The sequence below is a fragment of the Dactylosporangium sp. NPDC049140 genome (genome assembly GCF_040648435.1).
In genome coordinates, this window is the sequence record NZ_JBEZDS010000003.1 from 291184 (window position 1) to 318104 (window position 26921).

Annotated in this window: 25 protein-coding genes; 16 read left to right on the top strand and 9 right to left on the bottom strand. The window is 72.7% G+C overall.

Translation table 11 applies throughout. From position 1 onward, the window contains the following. The first annotated feature begins 27 nt into the window (after window positions 1-27). Window positions 28-885: a hypothetical protein gene (locus tag AB0B76_RS07670; protein WP_360371020.1), complete on the top strand. Its 858-nt coding sequence runs from the start codon at window positions 28-30 to the stop codon at window positions 883-885. 28 nt (window positions 886-913) lie between these two features. Here the strand turns inward: AB0B76_RS07670 and AB0B76_RS07675 are convergent, their stop codons facing one another. Further along, window positions 914-1951 (bottom strand): serine hydrolase domain-containing protein, encoded by a 1038-nt coding sequence (locus AB0B76_RS07675; RefSeq protein WP_360371023.1) that lies wholly within the window; start codon window positions 1949-1951, stop codon window positions 914-916. Window positions 1952-2056: 105 nt separating this feature from the next. On the opposite strand from AB0B76_RS07675, the gene AB0B76_RS07680 reads away from it, so the two are divergent. Then, the gene (locus AB0B76_RS07680; RefSeq protein ID WP_360371025.1) at window positions 2057-2584 is read left to right on the top strand and encodes an N-acetyltransferase; all 528 of its coding nucleotides are present in this window, start codon (window positions 2057-2059) and stop codon (window positions 2582-2584) included. After that, on the top strand, window positions 2581-3345 hold the full coding sequence (locus AB0B76_RS07685; protein ID WP_360371028.1) for a class I SAM-dependent methyltransferase: 765 nt from the start codon (window positions 2581-2583) through the stop codon (window positions 3343-3345). The genes AB0B76_RS07680 and AB0B76_RS07685 overlap by 4 nt, the downstream gene beginning before the upstream one ends. On the opposite strand, the gene AB0B76_RS07690 is transcribed toward AB0B76_RS07685, so the two are convergent. Continuing rightward, complete coding sequence (locus AB0B76_RS07690) at window positions 3326-4087, bottom strand: NAD(P)H-binding protein (RefSeq protein WP_360371031.1); 762 nt, start codon at window positions 4085-4087, stop codon at window positions 3326-3328. The genes AB0B76_RS07685 and AB0B76_RS07690 overlap by 20 nt on opposite strands. A 44-nt stretch (window positions 4088-4131) precedes the next feature. On the opposite strand from AB0B76_RS07690, the gene AB0B76_RS07695 reads away from it, so the two are divergent. Next, window positions 4132-5664 carry a PQQ-binding-like beta-propeller repeat protein gene (locus tag AB0B76_RS07695; protein ID WP_360371033.1) on the top strand — a complete coding sequence of 511 codons (1533 nt, stop codon included), beginning with the start codon at window positions 4132-4134 and terminating at the stop codon, window positions 5662-5664. Between the two features lie 20 nt (window positions 5665-5684). Here the strand turns inward: AB0B76_RS07695 and AB0B76_RS07700 are convergent, their stop codons facing one another. From AB0B76_RS07700 to AB0B76_RS07710, 3 genes are all read right to left on the bottom strand, one after another. Beyond that, window positions 5685-7127 carry an MATE family efflux transporter gene (locus AB0B76_RS07700; protein WP_360371036.1) on the bottom strand — a complete coding sequence of 481 codons (1443 nt, stop codon included), beginning with the start codon at window positions 7125-7127 and terminating at the stop codon, window positions 5685-5687. 94 nt (window positions 7128-7221) lie between these two features. Further along, entirely contained in the window at window positions 7222-7662 is a 441-nt protein-coding gene (locus tag AB0B76_RS07705) for a MarR family winged helix-turn-helix transcriptional regulator (protein ID WP_360371039.1), read from the bottom strand. Window positions 7663-7723: 61 nt separating this feature from the next. Then, window positions 7724-8530: an SAM-dependent methyltransferase gene (locus tag AB0B76_RS07710; RefSeq protein WP_360371042.1), complete on the bottom strand. Its 807-nt coding sequence runs from the start codon at window positions 8528-8530 to the stop codon at window positions 7724-7726. Between the two features lie 94 nt (window positions 8531-8624). Here AB0B76_RS07710 and AB0B76_RS07715 point away from each other — a divergent pair, with 94 nt between their 5' ends. Then, window positions 8625-9443 carry an EcsC family protein gene (locus AB0B76_RS07715; protein WP_360371045.1) on the top strand — a complete coding sequence of 273 codons (819 nt, stop codon included), beginning with the start codon at window positions 8625-8627 and terminating at the stop codon, window positions 9441-9443. Window positions 9444-9519: 76 nt separating this feature from the next. On the opposite strand, the gene AB0B76_RS07720 is transcribed toward AB0B76_RS07715, so the two are convergent. Beyond that, window positions 9520-10626: a hypothetical protein gene (locus tag AB0B76_RS07720; RefSeq protein WP_360371048.1), complete on the bottom strand. Its 1107-nt coding sequence runs from the start codon at window positions 10624-10626 to the stop codon at window positions 9520-9522. Between the two features lie 111 nt (window positions 10627-10737). Here AB0B76_RS07720 and AB0B76_RS07725 point away from each other — a divergent pair, with 111 nt between their 5' ends. Beyond that, a complete protein-coding gene (locus AB0B76_RS07725) occupies window positions 10738-12027 on the top strand; it encodes a M20/M25/M40 family metallo-hydrolase (RefSeq protein WP_360371051.1) in 1290 nt (429 codons plus the stop codon). 113 nt (window positions 12028-12140) lie between these two features. On the opposite strand, the gene AB0B76_RS07730 is transcribed toward AB0B76_RS07725, so the two are convergent. Next, the gene (locus tag AB0B76_RS07730) at window positions 12141-12830 is read right to left on the bottom strand and encodes a DUF3662 and FHA domain-containing protein (RefSeq protein ID WP_360371054.1); all 690 of its coding nucleotides are present in this window, start codon (window positions 12828-12830) and stop codon (window positions 12141-12143) included. Window positions 12831-13343: 513 nt separating this feature from the next. Beyond that, window positions 13344-14813, bottom strand: coding sequence for an MFS transporter (locus AB0B76_RS07735; RefSeq protein ID WP_360371057.1), 1470 nt, complete (start codon window positions 14811-14813; stop codon window positions 13344-13346). Between the two features lie 88 nt (window positions 14814-14901). Between AB0B76_RS07735 and AB0B76_RS07740 the strand changes: the two genes are divergently transcribed. The 10 genes from AB0B76_RS07740 (at window position 14902) to AB0B76_RS07785 (ending at window position 25555) form a co-directional block, all read left to right on the top strand. Beyond that, window positions 14902-15945 (top strand): ArsR family transcriptional regulator, encoded by a 1044-nt coding sequence (locus AB0B76_RS07740; protein WP_360371060.1) that lies wholly within the window; start codon window positions 14902-14904, stop codon window positions 15943-15945. 119 nt (window positions 15946-16064) lie between these two features. After that, window positions 16065-17231, top strand: a complete 1167-nt coding sequence (locus AB0B76_RS07745) for an LCP family protein (RefSeq protein ID WP_360371063.1) — start codon at window positions 16065-16067, stop codon at window positions 17229-17231. Window positions 17232-17356: 125 nt separating this feature from the next. After that, window positions 17357-18496 carry an ROK family transcriptional regulator gene (locus AB0B76_RS07750; RefSeq protein ID WP_360371066.1) on the top strand — a complete coding sequence of 380 codons (1140 nt, stop codon included), beginning with the start codon at window positions 17357-17359 and terminating at the stop codon, window positions 18494-18496. Window positions 18497-18701: 205 nt separating this feature from the next. Beyond that, on the top strand, window positions 18702-19418 hold the full coding sequence (locus AB0B76_RS07755) for an ABC transporter permease (RefSeq protein ID WP_360371069.1): 717 nt from the start codon (window positions 18702-18704) through the stop codon (window positions 19416-19418). After that, window positions 19415-20188 carry an ABC transporter ATP-binding protein gene (locus tag AB0B76_RS07760; protein ID WP_360371072.1) on the top strand — a complete coding sequence of 258 codons (774 nt, stop codon included), beginning with the start codon at window positions 19415-19417 and terminating at the stop codon, window positions 20186-20188. The genes AB0B76_RS07755 and AB0B76_RS07760 overlap by 4 nt, the downstream gene beginning before the upstream one ends. Further along, window positions 20185-21171, top strand: a complete 987-nt coding sequence (locus AB0B76_RS07765; RefSeq protein ID WP_360371075.1) for an aliphatic sulfonate ABC transporter substrate-binding protein — start codon at window positions 20185-20187, stop codon at window positions 21169-21171. The genes AB0B76_RS07760 and AB0B76_RS07765 overlap by 4 nt, the downstream gene beginning before the upstream one ends. Beyond that, window positions 21168-22658: a sulfatase-like hydrolase/transferase gene (locus AB0B76_RS07770; RefSeq protein ID WP_360371077.1), complete on the top strand. Its 1491-nt coding sequence runs from the start codon at window positions 21168-21170 to the stop codon at window positions 22656-22658. The genes AB0B76_RS07765 and AB0B76_RS07770 overlap by 4 nt, the downstream gene beginning before the upstream one ends. Continuing rightward, window positions 22642-24048 (top strand): sulfatase, encoded by a 1407-nt coding sequence (locus AB0B76_RS07775; protein ID WP_360371080.1) that lies wholly within the window; start codon window positions 22642-22644, stop codon window positions 24046-24048. The genes AB0B76_RS07770 and AB0B76_RS07775 overlap by 17 nt, the downstream gene beginning before the upstream one ends. 2 nt (window positions 24049-24050) lie before the next feature. Then, on the top strand, window positions 24051-24956 hold the full coding sequence (locus tag AB0B76_RS07780; protein ID WP_360371084.1) for a formylglycine-generating enzyme family protein: 906 nt from the start codon (window positions 24051-24053) through the stop codon (window positions 24954-24956). 8 nt (window positions 24957-24964) lie between these two features. Continuing rightward, on the top strand, window positions 24965-25555 hold the full coding sequence (locus AB0B76_RS07785; protein ID WP_360371086.1) for a hypothetical protein: 591 nt from the start codon (window positions 24965-24967) through the stop codon (window positions 25553-25555). A gap of 21 nt (window positions 25556-25576) precedes the next feature. On the opposite strand, the gene AB0B76_RS07790 is transcribed toward AB0B76_RS07785, so the two are convergent. Next, window positions 25577-26860, bottom strand: a complete 1284-nt coding sequence (locus AB0B76_RS07790) for a hypothetical protein (protein WP_360371089.1) — start codon at window positions 26858-26860, stop codon at window positions 25577-25579. Between the last annotated feature and the right edge of the window lie 61 nt (window positions 26861-26921).

A 26921-nucleotide genomic window follows, 5' to 3' on the forward strand; every position in this document is an offset into this window, starting at 1 on the left:
CGTGTTTTGCCCGGCAGGATCTGCCACATGCACACACGCATCACGGGGCCCTACGACATGGCCCGGCAGCAGGAGTTCTTCGGCGGCTGGGTGCAGCCCGCCGACGACCCGAGCTCGATCCTCATGGCGTTCCCGGTCGAGGGCTGGGAGCACTCCGCCGCGGTTGCGCTCCGCCAGGACGGCGACGCGGTCACCGGCACGGTCACCGGGCCGGCCGCGGCCTGGGAGCAGGCGCTCGCCACGCTGTCGCTGGACGAGGACGGCACCGGCTGGGCCGCGGTCGGCGAGCGCGACCCGGTCATCGGGGAGCTGCAGCGCGAGCACGCGTACCTGCGGCCGGTGCTGTTCCACTCGCCGTACGAGGCGGCCTGCGCGTTCGTCATCGGTCATCGCATGCGCATCACGCAGCAGCGGGCCATCCGCGCCCGCATCGCGCGGGAGTTCGGGGCGGCGATCGAGGCCGGCGGGCGGGTGGTGCACGCGTTCCCGGCGCCGCAGGTGCTGCGCGGCCGGACCGAGCTGCCGGGCGTCGACGCGGAGAAGGTGGCGCGGCTGCACGGGATCGCCGACGCCGCGCTCGACGGGCGCCTCGACCGTGCCCGGCTGCGGGCGCTGCCGCTCGCCGAGGCCTACGCCGACGTGAAGCGGCTGCGGGGGATCGGCGACTTCTTCGCCACCGGGATCGTGCTGCGCGGGGCCGGCCGGGCCGACGCCGTCCCCGCCGAAGGGTTCACCCGATCCGGGATCCGCCGGTTGTACCGCATGAGTCAGGACCCCACCGACGCCGAGATGCTGCGGATCGCCGAACCGTGGCGGCCCTTCCGCATGTGGTGCTCGGTGCTCGTGCACGCGAGCGAACGGCAGGCTCAGAAAAGTACAACCTGAACAGCAACGGCGGATGACAGGACCCGCGCTAGTCCAGCGTCAGGAGGTCCTCGACGAGGCGCAGCGCCCGCGCGTCCAGGTCCGCGCGCAGCACCGGATCGGCCGGGGTCGTCGTGCGGTACAGCACCACCGAGCGCGACCCGTCGTCGCTCACCCCGTTACAGGTGGCGGTGCCCGGCACGTCGCCCGGGTGCGACCAGAACCCGCCGCCGGCGCTCGGCACCCGGAACGCGCCCAGCCCGAACCCGAGGCCGGCGCGCACGTCCTGGTACGGCCCGGCGGGCACGGTCCGGTCCAGCTCCGCGAGCGCGTCCGGGCCGAGCAGCTCCCCGCGGCGCAGCGCGCACCAGAACCGGGTCAGGTCGGCGGTCGTGCTCACCAGGCCGCCGGCCGCGTCCAGCGCCGTCGGGTTGAGCTCGGTGACGTCCAGCAGCGGTCCGCCCGGCACCAGCTGCTGGTAGGCGCGGGCCGAGGAGCGCGGCAGCGACGGGTGGTCGTACGGGAAGTAGGTGTCGCGCAGCCCGAGCGGCCGGGCGATCCGGTTGCGCACCTGCTCGGCCCAGGACCGGCCGGTGACCGCGCGCACCACGAGGCCCGCGAGCACGTAGTCGGTGTGCGAGTAGGTCCACTGTGTCCCCGGTACCGCGGCCGGCCCGCTGCGCAGCGCGACGAGCGCCTCCGGGTCGTGGTGGGCGAGCCGCGAGCCGCCCGCGAGCGCCCCGATGTAGTCGGGCAGCCCGCTGGTGTGCTGCAGCAGGTGCCGCACCGTGATGCGCGGGTCCGTCAGCACCCCGGGCAGCAGCGCCGCGACCTCGTCGTCGAGCGACAGGCTGCCCTCGGCGGCGAGCTGGAGTACCACCGCCGCCGTGAAGGCCGCCGTCGCGCCGCCGATCCGGAAGCGCCCCGCGGCCGGCATCCCCGCCCCGGCCCACGCGACGACGTCCCGCCCGCCGGCGTGCACCTGCCCCTGCGCCCCCGTGACGCCGAGCCGGCACAGTTCGTCGAGGGCCGTCCGCAGCACCGCTTCGAGGTCGTGCCGTTCGGCGACGGCGATGGTCTCCCGCATGCTCACCAGCCTGCTCCGGACCGGGCCCCGAATCGATCCCGCCAGCTTGCCGCCGAAAGGTAGGGCCAGCGGTAGTGACTTCCGGCCGACCCTTCATGATGGGGTGTGACCTTTCGTGCCGCCGACGCCGCCGACGTGCCCGCGATCGTCGACCTCGTCCAGTCCGCCTACCGCGGTGACAGCAGCCGGGCCGGGTGGACCACCGAGGCCGACCTGCTCGACGGGCAGCGTACCGACCCCGCGATGGTCGCCGCGGCGATCACCGAGCCGGGCAGCACGGTGCTCCTCGCGCTCGACGACGCCGGCGCGATCGTGGCCTCCGCGCAGCTGGAGCAGCGGGACGGGTACGCCTACTTCGGCATGTTCGCCGTCGACCCGGGCCGCCAGCGCGGCGGGTTCGGGGCGCGGCTGCTGGGCGAGGCCGAGCGCTTCGCCCGCGAAGAGTGGGACGCGGCCGAGGTGCGCATGACCGTCATCGTGCAGCGCGAGGACCTCATCGCCTGGTACGAGCGGCACGGGTACGCGCGCACCGGCGAGATCAGCCCGTTCCCGTACGGCGACGAGCGCTTCGGCGTGCCCCGCCGCCCGGACCTCGCCTTCGAGACGCTCGTCAAGAAGGTGGAGAACGCGTGAACTTCGAAGGCGCGGCGCCGCATTACCCGATCGGGCGGCGGCCGTACCCGAACGAGTTCGCCGCGGCGCTGCGGGACGAGCTGGGCCTGGACGGCACCGGCCGGCTGCTCGACGTCGGCTGCGGCCCCGGCTCGCTCACCACGCTGCTCGCCCCGCTGTTCGCGGCGGCCGTCGGGGTCGACCCCGACGCCGGCATGATCGCCGAGGCGGCCCGCCGCGCCCCGGAGATCGAGTGGCACGTCCTGCGCGGCGAGGACCTGCCCGCGGGCCTCGGCACCTTCCGCGTGGTCACGTTCGCGCAGTCGTTCCACTGGATGGACCAGCCCCTGGTCGCCGCGCGGGTGCGCGGCATGCTCGAGCCCGGCGGCGCCTGGGTGCACGTCGGCGGCAACACCCACCGCGGCGTCGCCGGCGACGACGAGCTGCCGTGGCCGCGCCCGCCGTGGGACGCGATCGACGACCTGGTGCGCAGCTACCTGGGCCCGCGCGGCGCCACCCGCGCCGGCGAGGAGGATGTGATGCGCGCGGCCGGCTACCGGGGCCCGGTCCGGCTCACCCCGTGGCCGGGCGAGGTCGTGGAGCGCTCCGCCGACGAGCTGGTCTCCGCGGTGTACTCCCTGTCGAGCTCGACCCCGCCCCGCTTCGGCGAGCGCCGGGCGGCCTTCGAGTCGGACCTGCGCGGCCGGCTGGCCGAGGCCTCGCCGGCGGGCCGGTTCGCCGAGCGCATGGGCCCGCCCGACCTCATCGTATGGCGGCCGTGATCCCGGTCGGCGCGCGGCCGAGCAGCGCCCGCAGATCGTCGGTCTGCCGCTCCAGGAGGCCCGCCTTCGCCAGGCCGTGCAGGTAGCCCATCGGGCCCGCGGGCGGCTCCTCGCGGTACGGGATGCCGAGCAGCTCGGCCAGTTCCGGGTACGTCCACAGTGGACCCGTGAGGTCATGGGCGCGGCCGCCGGGCCCGTCGCCGGTGAGGACCGCGGCCGCCGCCTCCGCGAGGTCGGCCCGGGTCGCGGTGTTGAGGCCGCGGCCGCCGGTACCGCTGGTCAGCTCGTCGAGGTCCCGCAGCCCGGGATGCGCGAACGCCTCGGTGTAGAACGGGTTGCGCAGCATCGCGTACGGCACCCCGGCCGCGCGGATCAGCGCCTCCGTCGCGTGGTGGGCCTCGGCCACGCCCGGCCCGGCCCGCTCGGCCCCGAGCAGGCTCGTGTACGCGAGCAGCTTCACGTGGCCGGCCGCGGCGATCGCGTTGCGGTGCTGGGCCACCCGGCGCGCCGGGTCCAGCTCCGGCGAGGAGATGAGCAGCAGCCGGTCGACGCCGGCGAACGCGGCGGCGAGGCTCTCCGGTTCGTCGTAGTCGCCGCGGCGCGCCTCGACGCCGTCGATGCGGCCCGGGTCGCGCACGACGGCGACGATCCGTTCGGGCGGGACGCGTTCCCGGAGCCGGTCGAGCACGAGCCGGCCCAGGGCGCCTGTCGCGCCGGTGACCGCGATGATGTCCGTCGTCACGCGCCAAGATTCACATGCTTGTCAACGCGTTTACCCTGGGCGCCGTGACGGTACTTGGGCGGTCCGTCGCGGTCGGGGGAGCGTTCCTGCTGGTCGCGACCGTCTGGTTGACGGCGGACATCGGCGATCGGGCCCCGTCCGGGCCGCTGTGGCCCGTCGCGGCCGGCGCGGTGGTCCTGATCGTGGTCTGGCGCGACGCGCAGGGTAACCGGTCGGTGCGCCTGGCGCGGGCCGTGGCCGTGGCCGCGGTCGTCGCGGCGGTGCTGGGCTGGCTCGTCGCGGCGGACCCGGCCGCCGGGCCGTTCTGGCCGGCCGTGGTGACCGGGCTGCTCCTCGTCGCGCTCGGGCTCGCGGCGCCGGCCGGCCCGGTTGCGCCGGCCTCGCGGCGGACCGCCGCCGGCGGTGCGGCCCTGGCGCTCGCGCTGCCGGTCGCGGCGGTCGCGGTCATCCTGCCCGTCCAGCGCGGCGACGACATCGCGGTGTCCGCATCGGCCGCCCTGACCCCCTGGTCGCCCGGCGGGAGCCTCGCCGTGCGGTGGGCCGCCCCGGACCGGGACTTCGAGGGGCTCGTAGCCGGGGCCGCGGTGCCCGTGTTCACCCACGAGCGCACCCTCACCGGCCTCGACCCGGCGACGGGGCAGCCGCGGTGGCGGGCCGAGTTCCGCCACACCTCCGAGCTGCGCGCGCCCGTCGCGAGCGGCGACGAGGTCGTCGTGCGCTGGGCCCGCGACGGCAGCCGCAGCACCGGGAGGCCCCGGCCGCACACCGCCGTGCTCGACGCACGCACCGGCCGGCTCCTGCTCGACGTCGCCGACGACGAGGGCCAGCAGGCCGCGGCGACCCTGCCGGGCCTGCTGGTCCGGGGGCTCTGCCCGTCCGGCGGGACGGCCGCCCTGGAGGCGCTCGACCTGCGGACCGGCCGGCGGGCGTGGCGGGTGCCGACGGCCGCCGGCTGCCGGGGCCTGCTGCGGTACGGCCCGGGCCTGCTCGGTGTCGTCGACGGCGGCCTGCAGCGGGTGGACGCGACCGGCGCGGTCCGCTGGACGTGGCCGGCCACGGGCGGCTTCCGGCTCCTGCCCGGCGCGGTCGCCGACGGCGCGGTGCTGGTGTTCCGCGACGCCGGCGTGACCGTGCTCGACCTCGACTCCGGCGCCGAGCGGTGGCGCGACGAGCACCACGGCGCGTACGAGTTCGCGGGCCTCTCCGGCGGGACGGTCGTGTGGGGCTCGCGGACGCGGCCCTTCACGCTGGAGGCGCACGCCCTCGCCGACGGCTCCGCCACCTGGACCCGCGAGACCGCGTTCGACCCGGAGCAGTCCGGGGAGCTGACGCTGCTCCGGTCCGTGTTCGCCTACGCGGGCGCCGTGACGGTCCTGCACGACCCGGCCGGCACCCGCCCGCGCGAGGGCCGTGCGGCCGCCCGCTTCGCCCTGCGCGACGGCGCCCCGCTGCCGGTCGACACCCTCGCCCCGGCCGGAGAAGGCGCTCCTGACCTCGGCGAGCCGCCGAAGTTCGCGGGCGGCCTGCTGCTCGTCGCCGCCCGCCGTCCGGCCCGTGGCACGATCGCGATCGGGTGACCGGTTCAGGCCTCTTCTGATCAGGCCTCGGCCTGCTCCAGCACCGCCTCGGCGCGCTCCGGGCTGCCCTCGGCCAGGCCGCGGTCGATCGCGCGGCGGGACGCGAGCCACATGACGGCGCCGACCAGGAAGACGATGCCCTCGGTGACGGTCAGGGCCCAGACGATGCCGGGCAGGCCGAACCAGACGTCGCCCAGCAGCACGATCGGGATGAACAGCACGCCCTGGGCGGTGGACATCACGATCGCCGGTACCGCACGGCCGGTCGCCTGGAACAGCGAGGTGATCAGGCCCCGGAAGCCGTTCACGACCATGGCCACGAGCTGGGCCAGGAGGATCGTGACGCCGATGCCGAGCGCCGAGCGGTCGGCCAGGAACGCGGTGAGCACCTGCTCGCGGAAGACGAACACCGCCGTGGAGAAGACCAGCACGATGGCGCCGACCGTGAGCGCCGAGCCGCGCAGGGCGGCCGTGAGACGGGTGCGGTCGCCCTTGCCGTACGAGTACGCCAGCAACGGCAGCACGCCGATCGTGACCCCCATGACCAGGAACTCCGGCACCTGGGCGATGCGCACCGCGACGCCCATGGCGGCGAGCGGGCCGTCGCCGTACGCGACCGCGAGACGGTTGAGCACCAGGCTGGTGACGATGAGGAAGGCGGCCTGCAGCAGCTCGCCGACGCCGACGCCGAAGACCGGCTTGAGCACGGCGGGGGACAGCGTGAACCAGCGCGGCGCGAGGTTCACGTGCTCGCTGTGCCGCTGCAGCCAGAAGGCGAAGTACGCGACGCTGACGAGGTTCGCGAGGCCGACCGACAGCGCCGCGCCGGCCACGCCCCAGGGCAGTACCAGGATGAACAGCACGTCGAAGACGAGGTTGGCGACCGTGGAGGCGATGAGCCCGATCATGGCCTGGCGGGCGGCGCCCTCGGCCCGCACGAGCTGCTCGAGACAGAACGCCGCGGCCAGTACCGGCACGAAGGCGAGCATGACGATGACGTAGTCGTTCGTCGCCGGTACCGCCGCCTCGTCGGCTCCCAGCAGGGCCACCAGCGGGTGCAGGAGGAGCAGGCCGAGGCCGCCGAAGAACGCCCCGGCGCCGACCGCGCCCCAGAGGGCGAACGACGAGACGCGCTTGATCTCGCCGGCCTTGGCGGGGTCGTGCTCCGACGCGCCGAGCAGCCGGGAGATGAGCGCGCTGCCGCCGACGCCGAACACGCTGCCGACGGCCATGACCAGGCCGAGCAGGGGGGTGCCGAACGTGATGGCGGCGAGCAGGGCCGTGTTGTGCAGCGAGCCGATGAAGCCGGCGTTCATGACGTTGTAGACGGCGCCGACGATCATCGCGGCGGCCATCGGGACGCAGAGGTGGACGAGGGCGCGGGCGATCGGGGCCGCGGACAGGTACCAGCGGTTGGTGCCGGCGGCGTCGGCCACCGGGTGCTCGAGGGTGGCGGTGCTCATGGCTGCTCCTCTCCGGGGCAGTTGATTTCGGGCAGGCTTGATCGCGCGGCGGCGGTTGCCGACGCGTGGTGGGGCTTCTGTCAGGATTTGGCGGTTATGACCGCGTCGGGCGCGGCAGCTCCGCGGTGATCTTCGTCAGGAGGGCGTGCAGGGACGCGCGCTCGGCCTCGTCCAGCGGGGCCAGGATCGTCTCCTGCGCCTCGGCCATCGCGGTGTCGAACCCGGCGATGAGCTCCTCGCCGGCCGCGGTCGCGTAGACCTGCTTGCTGCGCTCGTTGCCGCTCTCGGCGCGGCGCTCGACGAGCCCGCGGCGCTCGAGCCCCTGCAGGAGGCTGGAGACGCTCGCGGCGCTGGTGCGGGTGATGTCGGCGATGTCGCGCTGGATCGCGCCGGGGGTCTTGACCAGGTACCCGAGCGCGAAGGCCTGCGCGAAGCTGAGCTCGCGCGAACGGATCCAGTCCTCGCCGGCCTTCTGCAGCGCCCACCCGATCCAGCGGATCAGGTCGACGGGGGTGGTGAACTCGGGTGCGTCCATGCTTAGAACTCTAAAGGTTAGAGTTCTAACTGTCAAAGGTCGAACTGTCCCGCAACCGGGATCACACCGGTTTGCGCGCCACGGCGCCGAGGACCGAGCGCTGCTCGTCCTCGACCGGCTCGCCGGGGTCCGGGTGCCAGCTCGTGACCGGCACTATGCCCGGCTCGACCAGCTCGAGGTCGCCGAGGATCTCCGCCACCTGCTGCGGGGTGCGGGTGCGGACCGAGGTGGGCGTCCGGTCGTACAACTTCGTGATCCGCTCGTGCTCCAGCCCGAGGTCATCGACCGCGGTGAAGTGCGAGACGGCGACGTAGCTGCCCGGGGCGAGCGCGGCGGCGAGCTCGCGCACCAGCCGCGGCGGCTCGTCCTCGTCGCCCAGGAAATGCAGGACCGCGACGAGCAGCACCGCGACCGGGCGCTCCAGGTCGATCAGGGCGCGCACCCGCTCGTGGCCGAGAATGCGCGCCGGGTGGCGCAGGTCGCCGCCGATGGCCACGGCGCGCGCGTTGCCGGCGAGGATCGCCTGGCCGTGGGAGACGGCGACGTCGTCGATGTCGACATACACCACCGTCGCCTGCGGATCGATCGCCTGCACGACCTCGTGGACGTTGCCGCGCGTGGGGATGCCGGAGCCGATGTCGAGGTACTGCCGCACGCCCTGCGCCGCCAGCCAGCGCACGACGCGGCCGAGGAACGCCCGGTTGGTGTGCGCGACCTGCAGGATGCCGGGCCAGGCGGAGATGAGCTGCTCGGCGAACTCGCGGTCGACCGCGAAGTTGTGATACCCGCCCAGGCCGTAGTCGTACACCCGGGCCGCGTTGGGAACGGTCACATCGACGCCGTCGGGCGCCCACTCCGGCAGGCTCACATGATCGAGCGTACCCGGCGGTGTAAATATGACGATCTGATGGCGAACGGCTTCCGGACTCCATGACGTGGCACGTTGTCTTTACCGTTGACGCGTGACGACCGAGCCCGCCTCCACCGAACCCTCCTTTGCCGCGCCTGCCCCGGCCGCCCCGCCGGTCGATCCGGGCGAGGACCTGACGGACCCGGGTGCGCCGCGGGTCGAGGGGCCCCCGCCGAGGCTGTGGGCGAAGATGAAGGCCGACCCGGAGTTCGCCCCCGAGCACCTCGCCCTCGAGGCGGTCACCCGGCTGGGCCCGCGAATGGCCGCCGAGCTGCAGAAACTCAAGGGCCAGAACCCGGGCGCCCCGGCCGACGCGCTCGCCGACATGATCGTCTACCGGTACGTCAACCAGTCCCGCCTCTCCGGCGCCGTCGGCGGTGCGGTCCCGGTCGCGGGCGCCCTCCTCGACGTCGGCGTGCTGGCCTGGACGCAGGCGCGGATGGTGCTGATGCTCGCGGCCAACTACGGCCTCGACCCGGCGCACCCCGACCGGGCCGTGGACCTGCTGGTGTTGCAGGGCATCCACAAGTACACCCAGACCGCCCGCACCGCGCTGGCCGTCGCCCGGGGCCGCGAGAGCGTCGGCGCCCTGCTGCCGGCGGACCGCCCGGAGATGCGCAAGGTCCTCATGCGCCTGGGCCTCAAGCTCGCCCAGATGGCCGGCGTGCGCGCGGTGAAGAAGATGGCCGCCAAGGTCATCCCCGGCCTGGCGATCATCCTGGGCGGGGTCACGAACGGCACCGCGACGCGGTCCCTGGGCGGGCGGGCGATCGGCCTGTACCGCCGCCCGCCGATGCCCACCCAGGCGCCGATGCCCGCCCACGCGCCGCTGGCCTTCCACCCGCCTCGGCAGCTTCCGCCGGGCCGGTAACCTCCGCGCCGCACTCTTTTCGTAACCGCCGCCGGATTACCGGCATTACGATTACCGGTAATCCAGTAATCGGTAATCAGGTGGTCTTGGTCGGCCGGGGGCTCGCGGGGCGCTGACCGTTACCGCCATTACCCCGACGCATCAGGGCCGTGTCGGTGATCTCGGACGCCGTCGCGGTGTCGCCGGAGACGGTGCCGATGACGGTGACGGTGTCGCCGCTCTTCACGTCGGCGATCTTCGCGGCGCCGTTGTCGACCTTCGTGCCGTCCCCGACCACGTACGTGGTGGCGTGCCCGTCCTCGCTCTTCGCCGTGATCGAGGTGGCGCTGACCGCGGTGACCGTGCCCGTCTGGAGGCGCTGCGTCACGTACTGGCCATTGCCGTCCTTCACCACGAAGTCCCCGTGCAGGGCGCCGCCGAGCGAGCTGATCCCGCCGCGGCCGAAGCCGCCGCCGGGAAAGCCTTGGGCTGCGCCGCCGCCGTTCTGGCCCTGGTTGTTCGGGAATCCCTGGCCCTGGTTGCCCTGGCCCTGGTTGCCCTGGCCTTGGTTGCCCTGGCCGCCGGGGAAGCCCGGGCCACCGCCGGGTGCGCGGCCCGCCGCGGGGCCGTTCTGCGTGTTGTTGCTGTCGCTCGCCGCCTGCGCCACCGCGACGCCGCCGCCGATGACGATGACCGCGGACACGGCCGCGACGATGCCGAGCTTGAGCCGGGAGGAGCGCTGGGGGGCCGGGGTACCGCCCTCGGCGGCCGGAGCCGTCGAGGCCCAGGCCGGCGCGGTGTCCGCACCGGGCGGGCCGGAGATCGGCTGTCCCGCCGTCGCATCGGCCCAAGCGGGGGTCGAGGCGGGTGGGATCGGCTGCCCGGCCGTCGCATCGGCCCAGGCCGGAGCCTCGGCGGACGGGACTGGCGGAGCGTTGAGCGCCGCCGTCCGGTCGGCCTGCGCGGCGACCGCGGGCTGCGCGGCGACCGCGGGCTGCGCGGCGACCGCGGGCTGTGCGGGCTCCTCGAATGCCGGTTGGGTCTTCGGCGGGCCGGCCCACATTGAAGCCGTTGCGGGCGCGGCGGTCGCTCCGGTCGGCGTCGCCGACGGGGCCGTGGGTGCGGTGGCGTCGGACGGAGACGCCGGACCCGCAGCGGGCGAGGATTCCGGCGTGGCGGCCGGGTCGTCGTGGGCTGAGCTCATCGCGCGTACTCCTGAGGAAGTCGGACCTGTCCCGACGACCGTGCACCGCGGGGCTGTGCGCGCAATCACGTAGACCTGCCAACTGCCTGTGAATGCCAATACGGTTACCGGATGAGCGAAGTCGTCGATCTCGCGCGGGCACTGGTGCGGTACGACACCACGAACACCAGCGACGACGGAGCGACCGGCAACGAGCGGCCCGCGGCGGAGTTCGTCGCCGAGCGCCTCGCCGATGCGGGATTCCAGCCGGTGTACCTCGAGTCGGCCCCCAAGCGCGGCAACGTCGTCGTGCGCCTGCCCGGGGCCGACCCGAGCCGGGGCGCGCTGCTCGTGCACGGCCACCTCGACGTGGTACCGGCCGACGCGTCCGAATGGTCCGTCCCGCCCTTCGCGGGCGAGATCCGCGACGGGTACCTGTGGGGCCGCGGCGCCATCGACATGAAGCACATGGTCGCCATGGCCCTGGCCGTCGCGCGCCGGTTCAAGCGCGACAACATCGTCCCGCCGCGCGACCTGGTGTTCGCGTTCGTCGCCGACGAGGAGGCGGGCGGGCGGCAGGGCGCCGGCTGGCTCGTCGAGCAGCACCGCGGCCTGTTCGACGGCGTCACCGAGGCGATCAGCGAGGTCGGTGGCTTCTCGTACACGGTGCGTGACGACGTGCGCGCGTACCTCGTCGAGACCGCGGAGAAGGGCGTCATGTGGCTGCGGCTGAAGGTGCGCGGCACGCCGGGCCACGGCTCGATGCTGCACACCGACAACCCCGTGGCCAAGCTGACCAAGGCCCTGGCCCGCCTCGAGTCCCACGAGTTCCCGCAGGTCCTGCACCCGGCCGTACGCGACTTCCTGGCCGGCGTGAGCGACCTGACCGGCGTCGCCTTCGACCCCGACGACCCCCAGGCGGCGGTCGCGCGCCTCGGCTCACTGTCCCGCATGATCGGCGCCACGCTGCGTGACACCGCCAACACGACGATGCTCAAGGCCGGGTACAAGGCGAACGTCGTACCGTCCGTGGCCGAGGCGACCGTGGACGGCCGGATGCTGCCGGGCCGCGAGCGCGCCTTCGAGCGCGAACTGGCCGAGGTGCTCGGCCCGGACGTCGAGATGGACTGGGACATGCTGCCCCCGGTGGAGACCACCTTCGACGGCCGCCTGGTCGACGCGATGGCGGCGGCGATCGACGCCGAGGACCCGGGCGCGCGCCTCCTGCCGTACATGCTCTCGGCCGGTACCGACGCCAAGTCCTTCCAGCGCCTGGGGATCCGCCATTTCGGCTTCGCCCCGCTGCGCCTGCCGCCGGACCTGAACTTCACCGCGCTGTTCCACGGCATCGACGAGCGGGTACCGCTGGACGGCCTGGAGTTCGGCGAACGGGTCCTGGACCGCCTCCTGCGAACCTGCTGACCGTCAGTCGTCGTTGAGGAACCGGCGACGGCGTTGGTGGCGTCCGGGAAGCGCGCCGGCCCGTCAGGCGTGCGGAGCGACAGCCCGGGAGCGGCGTAGCGTGCCGCCCCGGGTCAGACGCGGAACGACAGGCGCGTCGTGCCGATGACGATCTCGTCGCCCGGGTGCAGGATCACGGTGTCGACGCGGCGGCCGTTGACCACCGAGCCGTTGGCCGAGCCCAGGTCCGTGAAGACGGCGCGGTTGCCGTCGTACTCGACGCGGGCGTGCTGCCGCGACGCGCCCACGTCGGCCAGGCGCAGCGATGCCTGCTCGCCGCGGCCGATGATGATGGCGCCCTCGGTGAGCGGGTAGTTCTGGCCGTCCTCCGTCACCAGGCGTACGCCGAAGCCCTCACCGGGCGTGACCTGCCCGCCCGTGTACACCTGGGCGGCGACGCGGAACAGCCCGGTGTCGAGATCGTCACCGCGCGTGATTTCCACCACGATGTCGCCGTACACGGCCCAGCCCTGCTCGCCGACGTACTCGGCCTGGGACTGCGCGAGCTCCTGCGCCAGCGCGGCGGCGAACGGCGCCAGGCGGGTGTGGTCGGCCGGGGCGAGGGCGATGATGTACCGGTTCGGGACCAGGATCCGCCCCCCGGTCATCTGCGACTGGTTGGCGTTGGCCTCGCCCTGCATCGCGTTGAGGATCTCGACCGGGTGCACCACGCCCTTGAAGACCTTGGCGAAGGTGCCCTCCACCATGCCTTCCAGCCGCTTCTCGAACCGCTGCAGCGCGCCCAACTCGTCCCCCTCCAACATGATCCGGTACAAACTGTGTATCACGCCGGTTGTACACCCGCAGTCGTGAGCGCGACGCGTGCCGCGCCCGTGATCGATGTCATCGCGGCACGGGAGCCGGGGGCGCGAGGTGCCGCGGCGCCCTGCGGACGCCTCGGCGGACCCGTCGTCGCGAGGGCGCCGCACCCTGGCCTGATGTCATCCCGGCGGGGCACCCAAGGCCGAAACCGTCGGGGCGAGGGCCGGGCCCGCCTGGGACTCGGGCGCAGGGGTCGTGGCGCGCAGGGGTCGCGCGCCGGGGGTCGTGGCCGACCGTGAACGGTATGTGGGGTCGTGTCTGGCCATGAACCGTGTGCGTGAGTCGTGGTCGGCCGTGAACCGTGTGCGTGGGTCGTGGTCGGCGGTGAACCGTGTGGGAGTCATGGTCGGCCGTGGACCGTGTGCGTGGGTCGTGGCTGGCCGTGGACCGTGTGCGGGAGTCGTGTCAGCCGTGGACCGCCCGTGTGCGGGTCATGGCGGTGGCTGGGATTGGTGTCATCGCGCGGCGACGGAGCGTGTGCCGGCGTCGGCGAGTGCTGGAGTCGGCGTCATGGCCACGGAGCGTGGCGTTGACGTCACCCAGCGCATCACCGGGGCGGTCAGGACCGCCCCGGCGACGAACGCGGCCGCGATTGCGGCCCAGCCGGGCCCGTCCCCGTGCATCGCCAGGAAGGTCAGCGATGCCGGGCCCAGCATGCTCTGCAGGCCGAACGACATGCGCGCGGCGCCGACGTACTCGCCGCGCGCGGCCGGCGGCGGGAGTTCCGTGGTCAGGCCCCAGTAACCGGCCGACTGCCACAGCTCACCCAGTGTGACCAGGGCGGAGCCGGTCAGGAGCAGGGCGATCGTCATACCGCCCGTCGCGGCGCCGGCCAAGGCCAGGGGGAGGCAGGCCAGGGCGCACACCAGACCGCCGCGGCGCAGAGCGCGCACGATGCCGGCCGGCGTGTCGGCGCCTCGGCTGGCCACTACCTGCAGTGCCACGCACATCGCGGTGTTGACCGCGAAGAGTACGGCCAGCATCACCCTCGGTGCGTCGGTGCGGGCCGTCAGCCACAGCGGGATCACTTCGGTGGTCAGTGACGCATGTGAGGCCAGGAGGCTGCACAGCGCAACCAGCGCCAGGAACGGTCGGTCCCGCCACACCCCGGCCCGGCTTGGAGAAACAGCCGGAGACCCGGCCGGGGAAGCTGGCGAAGAAAAAGCTGAGGTCGAAGCAGAAGCTGCAGACGGGGAAGGGGTGGGCGGAGAAGGAGCGGCGGGCGGAGAGAGCGGTGCGGTTGGAGGCGAAGGTGCAGTTGAAGAGATGGGCTCGGGCGCAGAAAAAGGCGTGAGCGGAGAGGAGGGCGAGGGCGGAGAGGACGGTGTGGGCGGAGAGGACGGCGCGGGCGGAGAAGGGGGCGCGGGCAAGCGGGCGATCAACAGGGCATTGACCAGCAGGCCTAGGGCGGCGGCCAGGACCATGCACCGGTACGCCCAGTGCGTCCCGATCGCCAACGGCACCGCCGCCAGGCCGCCGCCCGCGAAGAAGCCCACGTTCATCGCCGAGCGCACGAACGCCAGCGTCCGCAAGCGCTCCGAGCGCGGAAGGACCGCGGTCTGGTACACCAGCCGGCCCGCCGCCGCCAGGGCCTCCGCCAGCGCCGGCAACGCCACCAGCGCCAGAAACGCCGCGAAGCCGTGGATCGCCGGGTACAGCGCCAGGGCCGCCGCCTCCCCGAGCACCCCCCACAGCCAGGCCCGCCGCCCCCCGATCCGGTCCGCCACGCGCCCCAGCGGCACCGCCCCCGCCAGGGCCAGGGCTCCGGCCACCGACAGGCCGATGCCCACCTGCACGGGCGACAGGCCGGTCACGTTGAGGAAGAACACGGCACTGCCCGTAGCGAAGACGCCGTTGCCCGTGGCCCAGACGAGCGACTGCACGCAGAGTGACCGGGCGACGCCCCGGGGCGGCAGGAAGTTCATGGGTGACAGTTCAGCGGCTCCCGCGGTACAACTGCGAAGGTTTTCGGCACGGCCGAAAGGTCGCATGTGGACGGACGGGGGGACACGCGTGTCGGAGGTGCGGTTCGAGGTCGCCGATGTGGCGGAGATCCGGTTCTGCGTGTCGCCGCTGTGGGAGACCGTCGCCAGTCTGTGGGCCCTGGCGCAGCCCGGGCGGCACGCGCTGCACCTGCCGTGGATCAAGGTGGCCCGTGGTCTCGCCCGGCGGCGGGAGCTCGCGGTGCACGTTCAGTTGCTCTGCGCGTTCGCGCGGCCGCGTTCATGGCTGCCGGACTTCCTGACCCCGCCGCCGGGCTCGCCGCTCGTCGGGATCGGTGAGGAGCTCGAGGCCGTGCGCGCCACGCCGGCCGCCGAGGTGCGCCGCGACGTGCTCGTCACCGCCGAGTCGCGCCCGCTCGACCCGCTCGCGCAGCGGCTGGCCGACGAGCCCGGGGTCATGCTCCCGCGGCTCGTCGACGCGGCCCGGGCCTGGCACGACGCGGCGATCGGGCCGCACTGGCCGCGGATGCGGGCGCTGCTGGAGTCCGACATCGCGTACCGTGCGCGCCAGCTCGCCACCGGTGGCGCCCGGCTGCTGTTCGACACGCTCCACCCGACGGCGCGCTGGGACGGCGACCGGCTCGTCATCGCCGACCGGTGGACGCAGTCACTTTCGGTGAGCGGGCGTGGCTTTCCGCTCATGCCGTCGGTCTTCGCCGACAAGGGGCCGCTGATCTCGTGCTCGGACGAGTCGGCGCCCGGCGCCGTGTACCCGGCCCGTGCGATCGGCACGCTCTGGGAGGGGATGGGCCGGCCGATGGCGGGGGAGCGGCGCACGGCGACGGGGGCCCGCGGCGCGGCGCAGGGAGCCGGGGCACAGGCCGCGGCGCTGGGAGGAGTCCTCGGCCCGGCCCGCGCCCGCCTCCTCGACCTGCTCCGCGCCCCCGGCACCACTTCGGACCTCGCGCACCGCACCGGCCTGTCCATCGGCGCGGTCAGCCAGCAGCTGGGCCTGCTCCACGCGGCCCGGCTGATCGAGCGCAACCGCCAGGGACGCTCCGTGTACTACCTGTGCACAGACCTCGGCGTGGCCCTGCTGGACGGCAATTTCTGAGAATCGGCTGAAACTGCAACCAACCACTGTCCTGAATCCGTCTTCAGGTACGAAACGCGGACGCACACTTCGGGGGGATATTGTGGCCCGCCGAGGGACAGTTGGTGGCGGGGAGTGGTATGGCGAAGAAGCGTGGGAAGAAAGACCCGTTGTGGGCGCGATTGTCCCTGATCGGAGGGGCATTTCTGCTGCTGCTCAGCGGGGGCTCGCTCGTCGGTGGCAATCTGTTGCTGAATCATTACAGCGACCAGATCACCCATGAGGGCGGCCTCGGCGATGCGGCGGCGGCCGGCGCGACCATCGACGGGCCGATCAACCTGCTCCTGGTCGGCATCGACGAGCGCGTGCAGAAGGAGGAGATGGGGGCGCGGGCCGACTCGATCATCGTCGCCCACGTGCCGGCCTCGCACGACGCGCTCTACCTGATGTCGATCCCCCGGGACACCAAGGTCGGGATCCCGGCGAACAAGAAGACCAAGTACAACGGTGGCACCGACAAGATCAACGCCGCCTTCCAGTTCGGGTACCAGAACGGCGGCGGCCGCGACGGGGGCCTCGCGCTGCTGGCCGAGACGGTCAGCGCCCTGGCCGGGGGCAACCTCAAGTTCAACGGCGCCGCGATCGTCAACTTCGACGGCTTCTCCGGGCTGGTGAAGGCGCTCGACGGCGTCTACATGTGCGTCGACGAGAAGACCACCTCGATCCACACCGGCTGGAACACCAAGACCGGGGCCGAGGGCGTGCCGTACAACTTCAACGCCGACGGCATCCCGACCAGCCTCAAGCCCGGCATGCGCCCGATGGTGTACGAGGTCGGCTGCCGTGACTTCGCGGCGTGGGAGGCCCTGGACTACGTGCGCCAGCGCGACAAGCTCGCCAACAACGACGGCGACTACGGCCGCCAGCGCCATCAGCAGCAGTTCATCAAGGCCATGGCGAAGAAGGCGATGAGCGCCGGCGTGCTCGCCAACCCGATCAAGGTCAACGAGGTGCTGGGCTCGGTCGGCAAGGCGGTGTCGTTCTACAACAACAACGTCTCCCTGGCCGACTGGATCTTCACGCTCAAGGGCGTCAACCCCGACAGCATGATGACCCTGCGCACCAACAACGGGCAGTTCAAGACCGAGATCATCAACGGCCAGTCGTTCGAGGTCCTGGACCAGTCGGCGATGGACCTGCTCAAGGCGTACAGCAGCGACAACGTGGCCCAGTTCGTCGCCGGCCACCCGGAGATGGTCGCCAACGACGCGGCCACCCCCGCAACGGCGCCGTCCCAGGGCAACTAGGGAAGAGCCCCGCCTTCGGGCGGGGCCCTTTTTTGGCCCCAAATCATGTATAACCGATCACATTAGAAGGGAATAATTCTGTCGGAGTGTTGACGGAAAAATTCGCGTGAGCCTACCGTGTCGGCGTGTCCGTTCAGGGAGTCCACGCGCTGGTCAGGCGCACGCATGAGGCGCGCGTCCTGCGCGTGCTGCGTGAGCACGGCGCCCTGAGCCGCGGGCAGATCGCGACAAAGGTCGGGCTGTCCCGCACCACGCTGTCGGAGATCACCGGCGACCTGCTGTCCCGCGGCGCCGTGGTCGTCGTCGACACCGACGCGGCCAAGCGCGCCGGCAGCGGCCGCCCCGCCGAGCTGCTCACCCTCGACCCCAGCTCCGGGCAGTTCCTCGGCGTCGACCTCGGCCACACCCGGGTCCGCATCGCCGACGCCGCCCACGACATCATCGCGGCCGGGCACGCCGCCTACCCGGCCGAGTCGACGTGGGACGAGCGCCTCGCCGCCGCGTTCGCGCTCATCGACCGCGTCGCCGCCCGTACCGGCGTGAGCTTCCGGGCGCTGCAGGGCGTCGGCGTCGGGGTGGCCGGCCCGCGGCCCGCCGCGCCCGAGCTCGCGGCGCCCTTCGGCGAGCGGTTCGCCGCGCCGGTCGTGGTGGACAACAACACGCGCTTCGCCGGGCTGGCCGAGGCGATGACCGACGGGCCGGACGTGCACGACGTGCTCTACATCCGCCTCTCCGACGGCATCGGCGGCGGCCTCGTCGTCGGCGGGCGGCTCGTCGCCGGCGCGGGCGGGGTGGCCGGCGAGTTCGGGCACGTCACCGCCCGGCCCGGCGGCGAACCCTGCCGCTGCGGCAAGCGGGGCTGCCTGGAGACGGTCGCGTCGATCCCGGCGGTGCTGCGCAGCTGCACGAGCCGGGGCGTGCCCGTGCGCACCATCGACGAGTTCGAGGCGGCCCTCGGCCGCGGCGAGCCCGTCGCCCACGCCGTGCTCGACGAGGCCGCGGCGGCCGTCGGGCGGGTCGTGGCCACCGCCGCCCTCGTGCTCGACCCGGCCCAGGTCGTCATCGGCGGGCGCCTGCCGCGCCGCGCGCCCGCGTTCGTCCGCCGCGTCGAGGAGATCCTCGCCGGTGAGCTGTGTCCGGTCGGCGGCGCCCGCCCCGCGGTCCGGGCCGCCCGCCTCGGCGACGACGACGGCGCGCTCGGCGCCATCGCCGCGCTGTTCCGCCAGTCCCCGCTGCTGGACGGCTACCCCGAGCCCGTCCGCTGAGGCCTTCCACCACCCCGCCCCGGCAAGGAGCTACATGAGCGCGCCGAAAAACCGAGAACCCGCGCCGAAAAACCGAGAACCCGCGCCGAAAAACCGAGAACCCGCGCCGATAGAGCAAGAACCCAAGCCCGAAGAGCGCGAGCCCGCGTCCAAAGGGCGAGAAGCCGCGCCGAACAAGCGGAAACCCACGCTGCTCGCGCTGAACGTGGCCTCGGCCGTGGCGGGCCTCGGCGTGTGGTGGCTCTGGTCGGCCACCGCCGAGAACGTCCCGACCCCGGTCGAGGTGGCCCGGCGCATGGGCGAGCTCTTCGCCGACGGCACCCTCGAGGCCGACATCCTCGCCAGCCTCCGCCGCGTGCTCATCGGCTTCGCGCTCGGCTGCGCCGTGGCCGTCCCGGTCGGCTTCCTCATGGGCTGGTACGCCGTCGCCCGGGCCGTGTTCGAGCCGTGGGTGCAGTTCTTCCGCACGGTACCGCCGCTGGCGCTCATCCCGCTCGTGGTGGTGCTGCTCGGCATCGGCGAGGAGCCGAAGATCTTCGTCATCTACGTGGCCGCGTTCCTGTCCTGCGTCATCGCCACCTTCCAGGGTGTCGTCGACGTCGACCGGACGCTGATCAACGCGGCGCGGGTGCTCGGCGCGCCGACCCGGACCATCTTCGCGCGGGTGGTCGTGCCGGCGTCGATGCCGTACATCCTCGTCGGCATGCGCGTCGGGCTCGGCTCGGCGTGGGGCACCCTCGTCGCCGCGGAGCTGGTCGCCGCGCAGGAGGGCCTCGGGTACCGCATGCAGAACGCCCAGATCTACGTCGACCGGCCCACCATCTTCGCCGCGCTCATCTGCATCGGCGTCCTCGGCCTGCTCATGGACCGGGTGCTGCTGCTCGTGGAGCGGCGGGCCACGTCCTGGCAGGAGCGCCGATGAGCACCGACATTTCGATCCGCGCGGTCGCGAAGGTCTTCCCGCTCGACGGGCGGCAGTTCGTGGCCCTCGACGAGATCACGCTCGAGATCGCGAGGAGCGAGTTCGTGGCGATCGTCGGGCCGTCCGGCTGCGGCAAGAGCACGCTGCTCAACATCGTCGCCGGGCTGGAGCAGCCGAGCGGCGGCGAGGCCCGGGTCGGCGGCGAACCGGTCACGGGCCCCGGCCCCGACCGCGGGGTCATCTTCCAGCAGTTCGCGCTGTTCCCCTGGCTCACCGTGCGCAAGAACGTCGAGTTCGGGCTGCGCACCGCCGGCGTGCCGCGGGCCCAGCGGCGAGCCCGGGCCGAGCACTTCATCGACCTCGTCGGCCTGACCCGGTTCGCCGACGCGCTGCCCAAGACGCTGTCCGGCGGCATGAAGCAGCGCTGCGCCATCGCCCGCGCCTACGCCGTCGACCCGCAGATCCTGCTCATGGACGAGCCGTTCGGCGCCCTGGACTCCCTCACCCGGGTCCGCCTGCAGGAGCAGCTGCTGCAGACGTGGAGCCGGGACCAGCGCACCGTCATGTTCGTCACCCACGACGTCGACGAGGCCGTGTTCCTCGCCGGCCGGGTCGTGGTCATGGCCGCCAACCCGGGCCGCATCGTCGAGATCGTCGACGTCGGCCTGCCGTACCCGCGCACCGAGGATGTCCGGCTCGGCCCGGAGTTCGCGGCCCTGCGCAACCGCGTGTGGAGCGCGGTCCACCATCAGGAAGGAACTCCGTCATGACGTCTCGCCGCGCACTCCTGGGCCTGCTCGCCGGCTCGGCCGCCGCCGTCCTCGCCGGCTGTGGTGACGATCCCAAGAACGAAACCAAAAACGACAAGGTCACCTTCGGGTACATCGGCGACTACAACGGCAGCAGCCTGCCCGCCATCGCCAACAAGCTCAAGCTCTGGCAGAAGCACGGGCTCGAGGCGACGCTGAAGGTCTTCACCACCGGCCCGGTGCAGATCCAGGCCATGCAGACCGGCGACCTCGACTTCGGCTACATCGGCCCCGGCGCCTTCTGGCTACCGGCCTCGGGCCAGGCGAAGATCATCGCGATAAACACCCTGGGCGGCGCCGACCGGGTCATCGCCCAGCCCGGGATCGCCTCGATCGAGCAGCTGCGCGGCAAGAAGGTCGGCGTGCCCGAGGGCACCTCCGGCGACATGATCCTCACCCTGGCCCTGCAGGCCGCGGGGCTGACGAACAAGGACATTCAGCGTGTACCGATGGACGCCGCCACCCTCGCCTCGGCGTTCTCGTCGAAGCAGATCGACGGCGCCGGCTTCTGGTACCCGGCGATCGCCACCATCAAGAAGTCCGTGCCGAACCTCGTCGAGATCGCCGACGACGACACGTTCAAGGACAAGGTGCAGTTCCCCAACGCGTACGTGGCCGGGAACAAGGCCGTCGCCGACCGGCCCGCCGTCGTGAAGAAGGTCGTCCAGGTGCTGCGCGAGGCCACCGACTACCGCGCCGCCCACCGCGACGAGGTCATCGCCGCCGTCGCCGAGCTCACCAAGCAGCCCGCCGACGCGGTGAAGGCCGACGCCGACCTCAACAAGGCGATGACCAGCCAGGAGCTTGACCAGCAGACCGCCGACGGCACCGTCGGCAAGTGGCTCACGGCCATGGGCGACTTCTTCGTCAGCGCCGGCAAGCTCAAGGAGAAGGCCGACCCGAAGACCTACTACCTGGGCGAGCAGTGGACGGCCGCCAAGTGAGTTCCCCCCGCAACATCCTGTTCCTCATGACCGACCAGCACCGGGTGGACACGCTCGGCGCCTACGGCAACCCGCTCGCGCGGACCCCGGTGCTGGACGAGCTCGCCCGCACCGGGACCCGCTTCGACCGGTGGTACACCCCGACCGCCATCTGCACCCCGGCCCGGGCCAGCCTGCTGACCGGGCAGGCCCCGTTCCGCCACAAGCTCCTGGCGAACCAGGAGCGCAACGTCGGCTACAGCGAGGACCTGCCCGACGGCACGTGGACGTTCCCGCAGGCGCTGCGCTCGCACGGGTACAACTGCGGTCTGGTCGGCAAATGGCACGCCGGCACCGAGAAGACCCCGGCCGACTACGGCCTGGACGGCGTGCACCTGCCGGGCTGGCACAACCCCGTCGACCACCCGGACTACCTCGGCTACCTGGCCGAGCGGGGCCTGCCGCCGTACGCGATAAGCGACCGCATCCGCGGCACCCTGCCCAACGGCCAGCCCGGGAACCTGCTCGCGGCCCGCCTGCACCAGCCCGTCGAGGCCACCTTCGAGCACTACCTGGCCACCAGAACAATCGAAATGCTGCGGCGGTACTCCGTGAAAAGTGCTCCGTTCTTCCTGGCGCTGCACTTCTTCGGGCCGCACCTGCCCTACATCGTCCCCGACGCGTACTTCGACCTCGTCGACCCGTCCACAGTGCAGCTGCCGCGCTCGGTCGCCGAGACGTTCCAGGGCAAGCCGCCGGTGCAGCGCAACTACAGCGCCCACTGGACGTTCGACACCATGCCGATCGAGGTGACGCGCAAGCTCATCGCCGTCTACCAGGGCTACGTGACGCTCATCGACGAGCAGCTCGGCCGGGTCCTCGCGGCGCTGGCCGAGCTCGGGCTCGCCGACGACACGTCGGTCTTCTTCACCTGCGACCACGGCGAGTTCACCGGCGCCCACCGGCTGCACGACAAGGGCCCGGCGATGTACGAGGACATCTACCACACCCCCGGGCTCATCCGGGTGCCGGGCGCCCCGGCCGGCCAGGTGCGCCGCGAGTTCGTCAGCCTCACCGACTGCACCGCGACAATCATGGAACTGGCCGGCATCCCGGCCGGCGAGCCCGTCGACTCCCGCTCGCTGGTGCCCCTCGTGCAGGGCGAGACGCCGGAGTGGCCGCCGGACGTCGTCGCCGAGTTCCACGGCCACCACTTCCCGTACCCGCAGCGGATGCTGCGCACCGACCGCTACAAGCTGGTCGTGAACCCGGACTCGACAAACGAGCTCTACGACCTGGAGCTCGACCCGGACGAGCTGCTCAACCTGTACACGCTGCCCGAGCTCGACCCGGTGCGCTCGGCCCTGCTGCGGCGGCTGTACACGCTCCTGCGCGACCGGGGCGACAACTTCCACCACTGGATGGCCTCGATGTACGACGTCGGCGAGCTGGACCACGACCCGACGCTGAGCGGCCTGGACGAGTCGAGCTATGCCGGCAACGCCTGACATCGTCATGATCCTGACCGACGACCACGCCGCCCACGCGATCGGCGCGTACGGCTCGGTCGTCAACGCCACCCCGCGCATCGACGAGATCGCCCGGCTCGGCTGGCGCTTCGAGCACTGCTTCGCCACCAACGCGCTGTGCTCGCCGAGCCGGGCGTCGATCCTGACCGGCACCTACAGCCACGTCAACGGCGTCACCACCCTGGTGACCCCGATCGACGCGAGCCAGCCGACGTTCGTGTCGCAGCTCAAGGCGGCCGGGTACCGCACCGCCATGGTCGGCAAGTGGCACATGGGCGACGGGCCGGGCCACGACCCCCAGCACTTCGACTACTGGGACGTGTTCATCGAGCAGGGCGAGTACCACAACCCGCGCCTGCTGTCCCGCAACGGCCTGCGCACGGTGCCCGGCTACGCCACCGACATCGTCACCGACCTCGCCCTGGACTGGATGTCCACGGTGGACGACGCGCCGGTCTGCGTCCTCATCTACCACAAGGCCCCGCACCGGCCCTGGGAGCCGCCCGGCGCGGTCGCCGCGGACCCGGTGGCGGTACCGGCGACGTTCTTCGACGACTACGCGACCCGCTCCTCCTCGGCCCGCCGCGCCGCGATGCGCATCGCCGAGCACCTCAGCCGCGAGGACCTCAAGGCCGACCCGCCGCCGGGACTGTCCTACGAGGACGAGGCGCTGTGGAAGTACCAGCGGTTCATGGCCGACTACCTCGCCTGCGTCGCGTCCGTCGACGCGAACGTCGGCCGGGTCGTCGACTGGCTGCGCGCCCGCGGCCGGTTCGCCGACACGCTGCTCATGTACGCCTCCGACCAGGGATTCTTCCTGGGCGAGCACGGCTGGTTCGACAAGCGGTTCATGTACGAGGAGTCCCTGCGGATGCCGCTGGTGCTGTCGTACCCGCGCAGGCTCGCGGCCGGCCGGGTGTTCGGCGAGATCGTGACAAATGTGGACTGGGCCCAGACGATCCTGGACGCGGCCGGGGTCGGGCACCACCCGCGGATGCAGGGCCGCAGCTTCTGGCCGGACCTGCTCGGCGCGCCGGGGCCGCCGCCCAGCAGCGGCATGTACTACCGGTACTGGGAGCACGACGACGTGTTCCACAAGGCGCCGGCGCACTACGGGTACCGCACCGCGACGCACAAGCTCATCTACTTCTACAACGACGGGCTCGGGCTGCCCGGCACCGGGGCGTTCACCTATCCGCCGGAGTGGGAGCTGTACGACCTCGCCGCCGACCCTTCGGAGACGAACAACGTCTACCACGACCCCGCCTACCGGGCCGTGCGCGCCGAGCTGACCGCGGCCATGTGGCGCGAGCAGGCCCGGCTCGGCGACGCGCCGCACCCCTCGCAGCCCCGGCCGGCGGGGGTGTGACGATGTCCGCCTGCTGCCAGCCGCCCGGCCCGGCGCGCGAGCCGGTACCGTCCGCTGTGCCCGGCGGCGGGGTGCACCTCCTGGAACAGGCGCTCATCCCGGCCCAGACGTTCGCGATGGGCGACGCCCACGGCGACGGCGCGCGGCCCGACGGGGAGACGCCGGTCCACGCGGTACACCTCGAAGCCTTCAGCATCGACGCCACCCCGGTGACCGTGGCCGACTTCGCGCGGTTCGTGGCGGCGACCGGGTACCGCACGGAGGCGGAGGCGTTCGGGTACTCGGCCGTGTTCCATCTGTTCTTCACCGGCTCGCCCGACGACGTCCTGGGCCGCCCGCCGCAGACGCCGTGGTGGCTCGGCGTGCGCGGGGCCGACTGGGCGCACCCGTCCGGCCCCGGCTCCACCGCTGCACCGGACCACCCCGCGGTGCACGTGTCGTGGCACGACGCGCAGGCCTACTGCGCGTGGGCCGGGCGACGGCTGCCGACCGAGGCCGAGTGGGAGTGCGCCGCGCGCGGCGGCCTCGCCGGCCTGCGCTACCCCTGGGGCGACGAGCTGGACGGGGTGCGCTGCAACATCTGGCAGGGGACGTTCCCGGTGCACAACACGTTCGAGGACGGCTTCCGGGCGACGGCGCCGGTGCGCAGCTACGAGCCGAACGCGTACGGGCTGTGGCAGCCGGTCGGCAACGTGTGGGAGTGGTGCGCCGACTGGTTCGACGCCGGCTACTACGCCCGGTCGCCGCTGGAGAACCCGGCCGGCCCGGCGTCCGGCTCGGCCCGGGTGCTGCGCGGCGGGTCGTACCTGTGCCACGAGTCGTACTGCAACCGGTACCGCAACGCCGCCCGCTCCTCGAACACCCCAGACTCGTCCATGGGCAACGCCGGGTTCCGCACGGTGGCATGATCCTCGGCATGACCGATCGCTTCCTCGCCCACCTGCCCATCGGCGAACCGCCCGTGCCGTTCGAAGGCGGCATCCCCGGCTGGGAGATCTTCCCCTTCGAGGGCGACCTGAGGGTCAAGACCCTGGAGCCGCCGGTCGTACCCGAGCCGGCGCGGTCCGGGGAGTCGGGCCCGGACGACTGCAACGTCTGCCGCGACCCGCTCGGTCACGCGATCTGGTCGGACGAACGGTGGGTGCTGCGCCACGCCGGCGAGCCGAGCGCGATCCCGGTCGTCGTGCTGCTCTGGCCGCGGGCCCACGTCGACTTCACCGAGCTGCCCGCGGACCTCGCGGCCGAGCTCGTACCGCTGCAGCAGCGCATCGAGCGGGCCATCCTCGCCCTGGGCGGGATCGCCCGGGTGCACATCTCGAAGGTCGGTGACGGGGCCCGGCACCTGCACTGGTGGTTCGTGGCGCGGCCTTCGGGGCTGACTCAGCTGCGGGGATCCTGCCTGGTGATGTGGGACGACGTGCTGCCCAAGCAGCCGGAAGCACAGTGGCGTTCGGTGCTGCGGGAGCTGGCAACGCTGCTGGCGGCCGACGGGGGCACGGCGCACTGACGGCCGCGCCCCCTTCCGGGGTCAGTAGCCCCAGCGGTTCTTCAGGTGCCGCCACCAGTCACGCAGCATCCACGCGTCGAAGTCGGTGATCTGCGTGGCCGAGCCCGCGTTCATGAGGAAGCAGCACTGGCCCGTCGGCGTCCAGTCGTAGAAGTCGTCGAGGCCGAAGCTGTGCCCCATCTCGTGGAGCAGGATGTGGACGTTGTCGGCGTCGAGGGCGCCGACGTAGTACTCGCTGCCGATGCGCTGGCCCCAGTCGCCGCCCGCGCCGCCGCCGAAGCCCGACGTGAGCCACAGCGACATGTCGTAGTGGTGCGACGCCCCGCCCGGGCAGTTCGGGTAGTTGCCGCTCTGGTTGAAGAAGCGCCCGCACGGCTCGCCGCACTGGGGCGCGTTCTCGCGGATGTTGTTGACGTACACGTCGACCGAGCTGTCCGTCCACTGCAGCTGCGCGCGGTCGCGCACCGCCCAGCCGACGACCTTGACCGGCACCTGCTGGTACGGCCAGCCGTTGTGGCCCGCCATGACGTCGATCCACTTCTTGAACTGCCGCTGCAGCGTCGCCTGGATCCGGTCGCGCAGCGCGGCGCTCACGGAGGCGCTGGAGTCCCACCGCACGCAGTAGTTGATGCTGCCGCGGTTGGCGAAGATCTGGTCCCAGGCGTAGTTGCGGAAGCCGTAGAGGTCGTTGTAGGTCGTCTCCTCGTGCGTCCACACCTCGCTCAGCGGCTGGACCAGGTTCGCCGGCGGGTTCCAGCCCGACGGGTTGCCGGGGTCGGTGGTGCCGATCGCCGAGGCGTAGGCGCGCACCTCGAGCAGGCCGACCGAGGCCGCCCCGCTCTGCAGCACCACCCGCAGCCGGCTGGTGCTGACCTGGTTGAAGTTCACGGCGTTGTACTTGTTCGCCGCGACCGGGTAGCCGCTCGCGCCGGCGACGTCGGCGTAGGCGGAGCCGGTCCAGTACTGCAGCCGCCACGACGCCGGGACGCGCACGCCGCCGTTGTCGTCGAAGAAGTACACGTCGGCGGAGCGCAGGGTCTGGGCGCTGCCCCAGGTGAGCAGCACCCACTGCTCGCCGGTGTTGGGCCAGGTGCCCCAGCGGCGGTTCACGGTGTCGTTGGACGAGCCCGGGTCGATGCCGTCGTTGACCGCGGCGACGCTCTCCCAGGGGGAGGTGTACGACGCGGTGGCGGTCGCCGACCGGGCGAGGTTGTCGCCCTGCCCGGGCGCCGCGTGCGCGACGACGGGAGTCCCGACCAGCACCGCGAGGGCCCCGGCGACGACGGCGAGGCTGCGTAGTCGCATGGCTTCTCCTTCCTAGTCACGAAAACCTTTTCGGGACGCTGGCAGGGCCTACCGCGATTGT